This window comes from Butyrivibrio sp. XPD2006 (assembly GCF_000420865.1).
Classification (GTDB): Bacteria; Bacillota; Clostridia; order Lachnospirales; family Lachnospiraceae; genus Butyrivibrio.
The window spans coordinates 83,360-95,533 of the sequence record NZ_ATVT01000012.1; the positions used below are offsets into that span (position 1 = coordinate 83,360).

13 protein-coding genes are annotated in these 12,174 nt (G+C 41.8%); 12 read left to right on the forward strand and 1 reads right to left on the reverse strand.

Translation table 11 applies throughout. The features are described from left to right. Positions 1-3: 3 nt before the first annotated feature. From G590_RS0113490 to G590_RS19620, 11 genes are all read left to right on the forward strand, one after another. Positions 4-723, forward strand: a complete 720-nt coding sequence (locus G590_RS0113490; protein WP_022766194.1) for a DUF6796 family protein — start codon at positions 4-6, stop codon at positions 721-723. Further along, the gene (locus G590_RS0113495) at positions 720-1,202 is read left to right on the forward strand and encodes a hypothetical protein (RefSeq protein WP_022766195.1); all 483 of its coding nucleotides are present in this window, start codon (positions 720-722) and stop codon (positions 1,200-1,202) included. Before G590_RS0113490 ends, G590_RS0113495 begins: the two co-directional genes overlap by 4 nt. Positions 1,203-1,214: 12 nt before the next feature. Further along, positions 1,215-1,958 (forward strand): alpha/beta fold hydrolase, encoded by a 744-nt coding sequence (locus G590_RS21565; RefSeq protein WP_022766196.1) that lies wholly within the window; start codon positions 1,215-1,217, stop codon positions 1,956-1,958. A 262-nt stretch (positions 1,959-2,220) separates the two neighbouring features. Continuing rightward, positions 2,221-3,048: a class I SAM-dependent methyltransferase gene (locus G590_RS0113510; protein WP_022766198.1), complete on the forward strand. Its 828-nt coding sequence runs from the start codon at positions 2,221-2,223 to the stop codon at positions 3,046-3,048. A 20-nt stretch (positions 3,049-3,068) separates the two neighbouring features. Beyond that, positions 3,069-4,019, forward strand: coding sequence for a helix-turn-helix domain-containing protein (locus G590_RS19610; RefSeq protein WP_022766199.1), 951 nt, complete (start codon positions 3,069-3,071; stop codon positions 4,017-4,019). A gap of 118 nt (positions 4,020-4,137) precedes the next feature. Further along, positions 4,138-4,743 carry an MptD family putative ECF transporter S component gene (locus G590_RS0113520; protein ID WP_022753563.1) on the forward strand — a complete coding sequence of 202 codons (606 nt, stop codon included), beginning with the start codon at positions 4,138-4,140 and terminating at the stop codon, positions 4,741-4,743. After that, positions 4,743-5,477, forward strand: coding sequence for an energy-coupling factor transporter transmembrane component T (locus G590_RS0113525; protein ID WP_022753562.1), 735 nt, complete (start codon positions 4,743-4,745; stop codon positions 5,475-5,477). Before G590_RS0113520 ends, G590_RS0113525 begins: the two co-directional genes overlap by 1 nt. Beyond that, positions 5,474-6,955 carry an ABC transporter ATP-binding protein gene (locus G590_RS19615; RefSeq protein ID WP_022766200.1) on the forward strand — a complete coding sequence of 494 codons (1,482 nt, stop codon included), beginning with the start codon at positions 5,474-5,476 and terminating at the stop codon, positions 6,953-6,955. Before G590_RS0113525 ends, G590_RS19615 begins: the two co-directional genes overlap by 4 nt. Then, positions 6,897-8,675 carry an ABC transporter ATP-binding protein gene (locus tag G590_RS0113535; RefSeq protein ID WP_022766201.1) on the forward strand — a complete coding sequence of 593 codons (1,779 nt, stop codon included), beginning with the start codon at positions 6,897-6,899 and terminating at the stop codon, positions 8,673-8,675. The genes G590_RS19615 and G590_RS0113535 overlap by 59 nt, the downstream gene beginning before the upstream one ends. A 2-nt stretch (positions 8,676-8,677) precedes the next feature. Then, complete coding sequence (locus tag G590_RS0113540; protein WP_026494160.1) at positions 8,678-10,411, forward strand: ABC transporter ATP-binding protein; 1,734 nt, start codon at positions 8,678-8,680, stop codon at positions 10,409-10,411. A gap of 87 nt (positions 10,412-10,498) precedes the next feature. Beyond that, the gene (locus G590_RS19620; protein ID WP_022766203.1) at positions 10,499-10,834 is read left to right on the forward strand and encodes a GNAT family N-acetyltransferase; all 336 of its coding nucleotides are present in this window, start codon (positions 10,499-10,501) and stop codon (positions 10,832-10,834) included. Between the two features lie 76 nt (positions 10,835-10,910). Here the strand turns inward: G590_RS19620 and G590_RS0113550 are convergent, their stop codons facing one another. Further along, complete coding sequence (locus G590_RS0113550; RefSeq protein WP_026494161.1) at positions 10,911-11,525, reverse strand: HD domain-containing protein; 615 nt, start codon at positions 11,523-11,525, stop codon at positions 10,911-10,913. Between the two features lie 233 nt (positions 11,526-11,758). Between G590_RS0113550 and G590_RS0113555 the strand changes: the two genes are divergently transcribed. After that, the gene (locus tag G590_RS0113555; RefSeq protein WP_022766205.1) at positions 11,759-12,136 is read left to right on the forward strand and encodes a hypothetical protein; all 378 of its coding nucleotides are present in this window, start codon (positions 11,759-11,761) and stop codon (positions 12,134-12,136) included. Positions 12,137-12,174: the final 38 nt, after the last annotated feature.

Consider the following 12,174-nt stretch of genomic DNA (forward strand, 5'->3'; position numbering starts at 1 on the left):
TGTATGGATAAGTTTAATGACATCGAAATTGATGACAAGTTAGACTGGAACAGGATAGAGAAGCTTATGCGGATAGGCATATTTGCCGCATGCATGGTGCTTGTGGGAGATGTGCTTATAGGTTATGGGATGCATGATTCCTCTAAAACAGGTATGGAATGGTTCTTGTCAGCATATTTGCAATTATCGGATACCAGAATGTTTTGGTCAGCATTTCTGGGATTCATAGGTATTCCGCTTGAGGCACTTTGCTATTTTGGAGTGTACAGGCTGATTGTTCCTAAATCACAGAAATATGCTCATCTTTATAGAACAGGAATACTTGGGGTATTGGCTTTCGCGGGATGTGGAGTGCATGTCCCGTGTTTGTCCACATGCTTCTTTTACAAGTATATGAACGATGCTGCCCCGGAGATTGCAGTAGATGCAGCAGTGAAATTTGGTAAATACTTTCTTTTGCCGGGAATGATAGTGTTCTTTCTATTCTGGATCATCCAACATGTGGCACATATTGCAGCATTCACAAAAGGGCTGACTCCATATCCTAAATGGTGCTGGATATTCTGTCCTGCGGTAGGAATGGCCGCAGTCATGCTGTTTAAGGTCCTTCCTGAATCAGAAGTTCGCAATGCTATTACTGCTGCTTGGATCAGTATAGGGAATTTGTGGATGTTTGTTGGACTTTTGATTATGGCGAAGAAAGTCAAGGTTGGAGACAGATGATTATTCTGATACAGATGGTTTTATTCTGCCTGCTTTTTACTGCGATGGTCATGTACGCGGTAAGAGGGGGCGCTATTGATGGATTGTATTTCTATCCGAAAGCAGTACAGGAAAGGGCTATAGATATAGGCTTTATAACAAAAGAAACTATGCAGAAAAAGCGCAAGGTCTTCATGACAGAGTTTTACATAGTAATGCTGACAGCGCTTGTACTCATTATCGGATTATGGAACAGAGTCTCTGATTTCAAAACGGCATATTTACAGGCTCTGCTATTTCTTGAAGTAATGAATATCTATGATGGTATTGTCATAGACAAGATCTGGGTTGGACATAGCAGGTTTTGGATCTTGCCTGGCTGTGAAGATATTCCATTTGTTCAGACCTGGGGCCAGGTTTTGAAAAAAAGAAGCTTGCTGGCAATGATATGGATAGCAGGAGCTGCTATAGTTGCAGGGATTGTGGTGTTTTTGTTTTGAAAGGGAAATGAGATGTATATCAACGAGTATGGAAATCCGAATAATCCAAAGCTCATATTGCTGGCGCCAATGATGATATCCGGTGCAAATCTGTATGATCTGATGAGCCCGTATCTTAAGGGAGATTACTTTATCATCGCTCCCGATCAGGGAGGTCATGGTAAAGCCGGGGCATATATCAGTGCTGATGATGAGTACAGACAGCTTAAATCGTATCTGACTGATAAAGACTATAAGGATATCAAGCTTGTATACGGAGCTTCACTTGGCGTAGCAGTTGCATGGCGGCTATTCTGGGATTTCGATTTTAATTTAGAACGTGCCTGGTTTGACGGTGTTGCACTCAATAAGAGTTCTAAGATGGCAGAAGTGCTTGTGTGTAATCTGTTCAGAAAGAGAAAGAAACAGCTGGATAAGACTCATGTGGAAGCATCAAAATCCCTAGTGGATTGGTATGGCTATGACTTCGCAAAGATGATGACTAAGAACTTTGAAAGAATCACGCTGAGTGATATCGATGCAATATGCCATGCATGCTGTACCTACGATATGAAGCCACTGTCAAAAGAACAACAGGCCAAACTCCATCTTGAATATGGCGAAAAGGATTTTGACCTCAAACTTTCTAGAAAATCTTTTGCCAAGTACTTGCCAGATGTGAAGGTGGTTATTAGAAAAGGGTATCCGCACTGTGGATACATGGCTGCGCATACCAGAGAGTATGTTGAAGAAATAGAGGAATTTGTAAATGTTTAAAAAGACAAAGAATATAAGGGGACTTATTTGTGGAATCATCGGATGACTATGCTATGGATGCTTTTGTAAAGCAGATAAAAAAAGTGAGTACTCTTGAAATTGAAGTTAGCAGGTGCTAACATATAATACAGCTGATAATAATTTTCATGATACATCAGTACACCAAATAATAAATAACTGCATCAAAATTCTCGGCGGATTTGTTTCGGTTATTTATTATTTGGTGTATTAGGGGGCAGGATGAATAAGGAGCAGCTGGTATATGTATCACATTGAGAAAAACACAGTGCAGGAAACGCTTATAATCCCACTGTTTGGAAGAAAAGTATGCTCGGAGCATTTTCCGGAATTGTTTAAAGACCCAGAGGCAGAACGCATCTGCTCCATGCTTGATTATGATTTTGCAGAGAATGGTCAGAAGATGGAGAGTGCAGTCGGGCTTTTTGGCGCGCTTGAAGTTGCGCAGAGACAATATGACCTTGCTTGGGAGGTCAAGGAGTACCTAATAAAGCACCCCTATGCTGCTGTCGTAAATCTCGGGTGCGGATTGGATGACACCTTCAGAAAATGTGATAACAAAGCCTGCGTGGGCTTCAATATAGATATGCCGGATGTAATAAAGGTCAGAAATGAGATCCTTCCAGCCGGAGAGAGGGAAAACAATCTCGGATACGACCTTAATGATGAACACTGGATGGATGAAATAGATCCATCCCATGGTGCTGTGTTCTTTGCATCCGGTGTTTTCTATTATTTTAAGACTGAGGCTGTAAGGAAACTGTTACAAAAGATGGCAAAGAAGTTTCCAGGAGGAATAATAGTATTTGATTCCTGCAATCAGCGTGGGGCTAAGATGATGACTAAGACATGGCTTAAGGAAGCGGGAATCTCAGACGTGGGCGCATTTTTCTCTGTTGAAGATAAAGCTGAGATTGAGGTATGGAGCAATGATTTCACATCAGTAACTGCACGAAGCTATATGAGGGGCTATCGTGATATCTATAATGAGGTCAGGCTTCTACATAAATTGATGATCAGGTTCTGCGACAGTCTTGTAAAGATGCAGATCATAAAGATTACATTCAAGTGAGACCTATAAGGAGATGCTGAATGGCTGTTTTTATAAATAAGAGCACACAGATTGATTTTAAGCTTCCGGCAACTGACTGCGGGAATGAAGGAAAAATGAAATGGATTGTATATGATGATCTTTTTCACGCCGGCTATATAGATATATGGTCAAGGTATTTACCGGAAACTATTTTCAGGTCAACCTCATTTAAAAATCAGGATACGGTACCAGTCAAGATAAATTACTGCTTTCGTGGTCGATGCGAGGTACTGCTCAACTCGGGGGTGACTACCTTTGTTGTGGGTGATGAACTGGCAATTGATTATGGCACTTCCCAGAACAACGAGGAAGCATTCTTTTACCCAACGGCAGAATACGAGGGGATAGAACTGATTCTGTATCCTTCTGAGGAACTTGGCAAGATCCTTTCATTTAATGGCAAAGAAAATATTATAAATGAAATAACACAAAAGTGTACTGATAGAAGCATTCCATTCATAACCGTGGCAGAAGAGCGTATCAGAAGATGTGTGGAGGATCTTAAGGATGATATTCTGGGGCAGACTGACAGTAATCTTTTGCTTATGGATATCATAAAACTTTTGTATCTCATCAACGGTATGTCTTTTAAGTCTGACAAAAGAAGAACCTTTTGCACCTCTTCACAGGTGGATATTGCTAAAGAAGCCCTGGGGATTATATCAGCTGATTTATCAAAACGTCATTCAGCAGCCGAGCTGGCTGCTTCTTTTGGTATAAGTGAATCCTCGCTTAAGAATTATTTTCGTGCAGTATTTGGAAAAGGGTACAGTGAGATTATAAGCGAAATAAGGATGAGAAAAGCAGCTGAGCTTATCAGGGAAAACAAAGAAAACCTTGGTAAAATCGCAGAAACTGTAGGTTACCAGAACCAGTCGAGATTTTCAGAAGCATTCCTTAAGTATCACAAAGTTCTCCCAATGGAATATAAAAGAATAAGTCGATGCTAAAAAGGCTAAAAATGCTATTTTGCTGTAGAAATATAGGAGGCAAATAACTAAAATCATATAGTGGTGTTAGCGGAAGCTAACAATCACTATAATGCCAGTGTGGCGGAAGGAGAAAAATATGGATGGGATAATGACTCAGAAAAAAAATAATGAAAAGCTTGGAGGAAAAGACCTGATAAATATCGGAATTTATGCAGCTATCTATCTTGTGATAATGACTGCAATCTCTATGTTGGGATTCATTCCGATCATGATGCCGATGTTATCTGTTCTATGCCCTCTGATTGGTGGTATTACCATGATGCTATTTTTTACAAAGGTTAAAAAGTTCGGGATGATCACAATTATTACTATTATAATTGGAGCATTTTTGTGGGTTACAGGAATGGGCTTCTGGCCGTTTATTTTTGGAATTATATGCGGAATTGTTGCGGATCTTGTTGCAAAGAGCGGAGATTATTCAAGTAAAAAGAAGACAGTCTTAAGTTATGGAATTATGTGTATAACAATCTTTGGGTGTTTCCTGCCATTATATCTTGACATAAACGGATATTTTTCAACAAGAACATCCTTTGGAAGCGACTATGTTGAGGCTATGACAAGGATATTCAGACCATGGACAGCACCTATAATCCTGGCATGTTCATTTGTCTTCGGGGTTCTCGGAGCACTCCTTGGAATGCATTTCCTTAAAAAGCATTTTGAGAAAGCCGGTATCGTCTGATGGAAAGTGCGGTATATAACCCGGGAAAACTTGATCGTGGACTTATCATGGATCCCAGAACAAAGCTGGCATTACTCATCACGGTAACAACCTTTGCATTGGGCGGTGCCGGAGGTAGAAGATGCGGAATGCTTGTACCTGTACTTTGCATGGTGCCTTTTCTCCTGCTTCTAACTGCAAAGAGATTCAAAACAGCGATTATTGGAATAGTGCTGTTTTGGGGATCGAGTATGCTTCTGGCCTTTGCTAATGCGCATGATTTGAGAGGGCTTATTTACTATATTATCCTCGGCTCATGCGGAGTGCTTGGAAGGTTCCTTCCCTGCATAATGATGGGGAGGTATCTGATGGAGTCTACAACTGTAAGCGAATTTACAGCAGCAATGAAAAAGCTCCATGTAAGCGATAATTTCATCATTCCGTTATCTGTTATGTTCCGTTTTTTTCCTACAGTTGTAGATGAGGCTGATTCAATTAGCTGCGCGATGAAAATGAGAGGAATAAACATTGGGGGGAGACATGCTTCCAAGATTATAGAGTACAGGATGGTTCCTCTTATGACCTGCTGTGTAAATATCGGAGAGGAACTATCAGCAGCGGCTCTTACAAGAGGTCTTGGCGGCGAGGTGAAAAGAACTAATATCTGCAGGATAGGTTTTCATCTGCAGGATTACGCTGCATTGTTATTGTGCCTGGTCCCGTGGGTATTACTGATTGTGGATGTGGTGAGATGATAGAATTTGAAAATGTCAGCTTTAATTATTTGAGGACAGAGCAAGCTTCTGTCAGGAATATTAACCTTAAGATAAACAAGGGAGAGACGGTGCTTTTATGTGGTGAATCCGGATGCGGTAAAACAACGCTTATCAGGATGATAAATGGTCTTATCCCGCATTTCTATGAGGGACGGATGAATGGAAGTGTATCGGTTGCTGGGATGGATACGACAGAAGCAGAACTTTATGAGACGGCAAAAGTTGTAGGTTCGGTATTCCAGAATCCCAGGAGCCAGTTCTTCTGTGTGGACAGCACAAGCGAGCTTGCCTTTGGCCCTGAAAATATGGGACTTCCGGAGGAAGAAATAAGGGAGCGCATAGACACTACTGTGGCTTTGATGAAGATCAGATCTTTAATGGACAGAAGCATATTTGAAATGTCGGGTGGAGAAAAGCAAAGAATAGCCTGCGCATCTGTAGATACGCTAAATCCAGAGGTTTGTGTTTTGGATGAACCTTCATCTAACTTAAGTCTTGAGGCTATTGAAGACCTTAAGAATACTCTCCTTGGCTGGAAGCAGAAGGGAAGGACGATTGTTGTAGCTGAGCATAGGCTGTACTGGCTTAAGGATATCTGCGACAGGGTAATCTGCCTTAAAGAAGGGAAGATCATCTTTGATATGCCGATGAAAGAGTTCAGAAATCTGTCTGAGGAAGAGTTAAGACGCCATGGTCTTCGGTCTATAAATGAGAATCTTTCGATGGCGCCAATTGAAACAGGGAAGATGAATCCTGAGACCATTACCTTTGAGAAGCTTTTCTACAATTACAGAAATTGTGATGCTCTTCATATAGACAGGCTTGAAATACCCCGGAATGAAGTAATAGCAGTAGTCGGTTCCAATGGTGCAGGCAAATCCACATTTTCGAAATGTATATGCGGGCTGATGAGGGGATTTAAGGGTTATGCCATCATCGGAAAAAAGAAGCAAAAGAGTAGAAATCTTCTGAAGAGTTCATACATGGTCATGCAGGATGTTAACCATCAACTGTTCTGTGAAACGGTTATGGATGAGGTCACGTTGGGAATGGATGAGGAAAACAGACAAAGAGTAGTTGAAATCCTGGATAAGCTTGGGCTTAAGGAATTGGCAGACAGGCATCCCATGAGTCTTTCAGGTGGACAGAAACAGAGGGTTGCAGTTGCAAGTGCGCTGCTTTCTGATAAAGATATTATCCTGTTTGATGAGCCCTCCAGCGGGCTTGATTTCTATAACATGGAGCGCGTGGCAGAGCTCATACGGTCACTGCGTGGCCAAAAGACAGTTTTTGTTGTTACTCACGATCCGGATCTTGTCAGGAGATGCGCTACTGTGGTTCTCCGGTTAGAGAACGGGCAAGTTGTAAATACTAATTCAAGCGGGGAGATAAAAGATTATGGGAGAGAAAAAGAAAAGTGTTATAGCGCAGCTGTTCGAATATGCGGGCAACCATAAGTATTTTACCATATGTTCATGGATACTGGCAGCCATAAGTGCTCTTGTGGCACTTGTGCCATTCTATTACATATGGTTCATCATAAAAGAGGTTGTTGAAGTAAGGCCTGACTTTGACAGGGCAACTCACATAGTATCTCATGGCTGGAGCGCTGTGGGTATGAGCCTTTTAGCCATGGTCATATATATCGCAGCTCTCATGTGTTCACATATCGCAGCCTTCAGGGTTCAGGCTAACATGAGGACTGCAATGATGGAGCATGTTATGAAGCTTCCCATGGGGTATATAGAATCCGAGGGGAGCGGAAAAATCAGAAAGATAGTTGCGGAGTCAAGCGCTGCTACAGAGACATTCCTGGCACACAGTCTGCCGGATAAAGCCGTGAGCTACGCAACTCCCATTGGGCTTATTGCCATGCTTCTTTTCTTTGACTGGAAGATAGGTCTTATCTGCCTCATTCCTGCTGTCATCGCATTCCTTGCCATGGGAGGCATGATGGGGGAAAAGATGCAAAATGACATGAAGGAATACCAGAATGCGCTTGATGAGATGTCCGCCGAGGCTGTTGAATATGTCAGGGGAATTCCGGTTGTTAAGACCTTTGGACAGTCAGTCTTTTCTTTTAAGAGGTTTAAGGAAGCAATAGATAAATATGAAAAGTGGACCATTACCTATACAATAGGAATGAGAATGCCCATGATAGGCTTTACAACAGCTGCTAATGGTGTGTTCGCAGCACTTGTGGCCTGCAGTCTCATTTTTGCCGGGAACGGCGTCCCAGATACATTCCTTTATAACATTCTCTTTTACATCATAATTACTCCGATACTCACGGTAACCCTGATGAAGGTGGCTTATGCGGGGGAAAGTCAGATGGTGGTAAAAGATGCTCTGGAAAGGATGTACTCACTTTTAGAGGTCGAGCCCCTTAAGGAGGCTACGAATCCTCAGCTTCCTAAAGATAGCAGCATCAGCATTGACAATATCATCTTCACTTACGACGAAAAAAAAGCCAACGCCATCGATGGTATCACACTGGATATAAAGCCGGGTGAACATGTGGCATTTGTGGGACCTTCCGGAGGAGGAAAGACCACGCTAGCATCCCTTGTTGCAAGATTCTGGGATGTTAAAGAGGGCAGTATTAAGATTGGAGGTGTCAATGTAAAAGACATTGCGTCCTCTGAGCTTATGAAACAGGTATCTTATGTTTTTCAGGACAGTAAGCTCCTTAAGATGTCGATACTTGATAATGTAAGAATGGGGCGACCGGATGCTACACAGGACGAAGTGGTACAGGCTCTTAAGGATGCCATGTGCTGGGATATAATAGAAAAACTTCCGGACGGCATAAATACTATGATCGGAAGCAAAGGTACATATGTATCAGGTGGCGAAGCACAGCGAATATCCATAGCAAGGGCTTTTCTTAAAAATGCACCGATACTGATTCTGGACGAGGCGACAGCCTTTGCGGATCCGGACAATGAGATAATGGTCCAGCAGGCCTTTGCAAATCTGTCAAAAGATAAAACATTGATCATGATCGCCCATCGTCTGTCAACTGTAGTAAATGCAGATAAGATATGTGTCCTTACAGATGGTAAGATTGCAGAATCCGGAAAGCACGAAGAGCTTCTTGCAAAGAGGGGAATCTACAGCCATATGTGGAACGAATATCAGAAATCAGTAAACTGGAAGGTAGGTAAGGGCGCATGAGTATAGTGGAAAAATTACAGCATAAATACGCCCTTTCAGAGCAGGGCGCCAAGGACATGTTAAAAGCGTTTGCGGCATGCACGCTGGCAAATCTGGCACAGATGATGCCTGTAGGGATCCTCTTTATGATGACAGGAGATCTTTTAAATGGGCAGTTGCCGAAAAATCATGTGGTAATATTCATTGTGGGGAGCATTATCTGTCTTTTGCTTATAGCAATTACTGAATATTTCCAGTATAATGCAACGTTTTTCTCAACCTATGTCGAAAGCGGCGTTAGAAGACGTTCTCTTGCAGAAAAGTTAAGAAGGATACCGCTTTCATTCTTTGGTAAAAAAGATCTGGCAGACCTGACCAATACCATCATGGCAGACTGTGCAACGCTTGAGACTGCTTCATCTCACTGGCTGCCGGAGCTTGTGGGCGCTTTCATTTCTACAACGCTTGTAGTAATAAGTCTGTTCTTCTTTGATGCAAGAATGGCTATAGCAGCTGTATGGGTGCTTCCTGTAGCATTTATCATAGTGTTTTTCTCAAGAAATGTGATGCATGCTGTAAACAGGAGAGGAAGCAGATATAAGGTGGCATGTCTTGACGGTATACAGGAAGCGCTTGAGACAGTGCGCGACCTGAAAGCCTACAATGCTCAGGATACATACATGGAAGAACTTAATAAGAAAATCAAGGCTGTTGAGTCCCACAATATCTTTTCTGAGTTTCTGAATGCAGCATTTGTCTGCAATGCCCAGATGATCTTAAAGTTCGGCATCGGAACTGTTTCAATTGCCGGTTCAGCTCTTCTTATTAAGAATGAGATAAATGTTGTCACTTTTTTTATGTATCTTCTTGTCGTATCAAGGATGTATGAACCTTTGCAGATAGCACTTCAGAATTTTTCTGCACTTATAGCAACGGATACTCAGTGTGAGAGAATGGATGAGATTCTTTCACATAGGGAACAGACAGGCATAGATACCCTTTCAAACAAAAACTATGATATTGAGTTTAAGAATGTGCATTTTTCATATGAGGATGGAGAAACAGTATTAAACGATGTGAGTTTTGTGGCAAAGCAGGGAGAGGTTACAGCGCTTATCGGTCCTTCCGGCGGCGGAAAGACTACTGTATCAAGACTAGCAGCAAGGTTTTGGGATATTGACAGCGGGCTTATTACTGTTGGTGGAATGGATATATCAAAGATTGAGCCGGAAACTCTTTTATCAATGTATTCCATAGTGTTCCAGGATGTGACTCTTTTCAATAATACTGTTCTTGAGAATATCAGGATTGGCAAAAAAGAGGCTACAGATGGGGAGGTACGGGCTGCAGCAAAGCTTGCCCACTGCGATGAGTTTATTGATAAGCTTCCTGATGGTTACAATACACTCATAGGAGAAAACGGCTCTGAGCTGTCCGGTGGGGAAAGGCAGAGAATATCCATCGCCAGGGCATTCCTTAAGGATGCACCTATCATTCTTATGGATGAAGCCACAGCGTCCCTTGATGTAGATAATGAATCACTGATCCAGGAGGCCATCAGCGACCTGATAAAGGATAAGACTGTCCTTATCATCGCCCATCGCATGCGCACAGTTGATGGTGCAGACAAGATAGTTGTGCTAAAGAATGGTACAGTAGCAGAGTCGGGAAAACCTTCTGTGCTTAAAGTTAATGACGGTATCTATAGTCACATGATATCAGTTCAGATGCAGTCAGAGAATTGGGTATATAACTGAAGAACTAATCCTTATCACGGCGTTTCATATGATGAATATATTGCAAAGGTACTTCCGACCCTCATTTCATATGAGCATCCTATAAATATGCCAGACTGGTTTGTGCCTGAAACGTATTACTACTTATGGAATGAAGGGAAGCTGATTGGAGAGTTTCGTATCAGACATCATCTTACAGAAGCTCTTAGGAATGGTGCAGGACATATTGGTTACAGCATCAAGAGGGATGAAAGAGGAAAAGGATATGGTACAGCCGGCCTAAAGCTTACTATTTCCGAGGCGAAAAAGATTATTCCAGAGGATGAGATTTATCTTCGTGTCAATAAAGACAACATCGCATCCCAGAAGGTAATGCTGAATAATGGGGCATACAGAGCAGGTGAAGACGAGGACCATTATTTCATGAGGATTAAAAAGTACTAAATACGACAAAGAGGAGACCGGCAAACGATGACAGGTTTGCTATTACTCCTCTTTTATATTGGAAAAAACGATATGGTCACGCTGTTTTATTGGAGATATGTTCAGCAGCCAGCTTCTGGTTTATGATATCTTCACATGCCTGCATCGCCTGCAAAGTCATGGTAAGAAGCTTATCAAGTTCCCAACCGAGCTGGGCAGCGCCTCTTTCTATAACCTCTCTGGAACAGCCTGCTGCAAAGCCTTTACTTTTATATTTCTTTTTCAAGGACTTTAGTTCCATGTCTTTTGTGCTCTTTGAAGGCCTCATGAGAGCAGCAGCCCAGATCAGGCCGGTCAGTTCGTCAGCAGCAAAGAGTACCTTTTCCATTTCTAAGGTGGGCTCTACGTCTATAGTTGTGCCATTTCCGACAGTTATTCCGTATCCGTGAGAGCAGACTGAGTGGATAATGTCATCACTGACGCCTCCTTCTCTGAGAAGCTCAGGAGCTTTTAGGCAGTGTTCATCCGGATATAACTCGAAATCAATATCATGAAGTAATCCAACTATTCCCCAGTGTTCTTCTTCAGCTGAATAACCAAGTTCTTTTGCGTACCATTTCATGACAGCTTCTACAGTAAGAGCGTGCTGGATGTGAAATGGATCTTTGTTATATTTCTTTAATAGTTCAAATGCATCATCACGTGTGATCATAATATCCTCCAATCTTTCAGAATATTCTACTCCATTTTTGCTCGGATGGCGATTAACTATTTACGATAGTTGGCGATAGCAACGGTATAAGGAAACGATAAATAATCAGTGTCTGAGTAGTATACAGCTGCATACTAAAACATTCATAAATCGTATACCGGTGTTTATTTTTACTGCAAACTTATTGAAATAAAATAATATCAAGGGAGGCTTCGCGTGTAAGGAGGCATTTTATGGATGAAATCGCAACTGACTATATTTATTGCAGAATAATGACGCTTGCTGATGAAGTTGAAAAATCACTCTATCGTGTCGCTGTTGATGGAGGGCTCGAGAGAAATCAGATATATAATATGATGAAAAGAGGATCCATGCCGGATTTGAGGATACTTAATAAGATATGTCGGGGATTAGATGTAACATTAAAAGAATTTTTTGATGAGGAGTTTCATGCAGATAAAAATGAAAGAATATTGATAGAGACATATCGATCATTTAAAGGACAAGAAAACAGAAACCGATTCACAAGGTATGTTGTTGGATTTGCTGGAGCAATGAAAGATGAAAATACGGAAGGCTTGAAGAACGTAAATGACAGGGAGGCTAATTGATAGCGGATCTGTCTTTTTTTAATTATGGAGGGAAAAGC

Coding starts and splice junctions, on each gene's coding strand:
- G590_RS0113490 (WP_022766194.1), top strand. CDS start 4: ATGGATAAGTTTAATGACATCGAAATTGATGACAAGTTAGACTGGAAC.
- G590_RS0113495 (WP_022766195.1), top strand. CDS start 720: ATGATTATTCTGATACAGATGGTTTTATTCTGCCTGCTTTTTACTGCG.
- G590_RS21565 (WP_022766196.1), top strand. CDS start 1,215: ATGTATATCAACGAGTATGGAAATCCGAATAATCCAAAGCTCATATTG.
- G590_RS0113510 (WP_022766198.1), top strand. CDS start 2,221: ATGTATCACATTGAGAAAAACACAGTGCAGGAAACGCTTATAATCCCA.
- G590_RS19610 (WP_022766199.1), top strand. CDS start 3,069: ATGGCTGTTTTTATAAATAAGAGCACACAGATTGATTTTAAGCTTCCG.
- G590_RS0113520 (WP_022753563.1), top strand. CDS start 4,138: ATGGATGGGATAATGACTCAGAAAAAAAATAATGAAAAGCTTGGAGGA.
- G590_RS0113525 (WP_022753562.1), top strand. CDS start 4,743: ATGGAAAGTGCGGTATATAACCCGGGAAAACTTGATCGTGGACTTATC.
- G590_RS19615 (WP_022766200.1), top strand. CDS start 5,474: ATGATAGAATTTGAAAATGTCAGCTTTAATTATTTGAGGACAGAGCAA.
- G590_RS0113535 (WP_022766201.1), top strand. CDS start 6,897: ATGGGAGAGAAAAAGAAAAGTGTTATAGCGCAGCTGTTCGAATATGCG.
- G590_RS19620 (WP_022766203.1), top strand. CDS start 10,499: ATGCCAGACTGGTTTGTGCCTGAAACGTATTACTACTTATGGAATGAA.
- G590_RS0113550 (WP_026494161.1), bottom strand. CDS start 11,525: ATGATCACACGTGATGATGCATTTGAACTATTAAAGAAATATAACAAA.
- G590_RS0113555 (WP_022766205.1), top strand. CDS start 11,759: ATGGATGAAATCGCAACTGACTATATTTATTGCAGAATAATGACGCTT.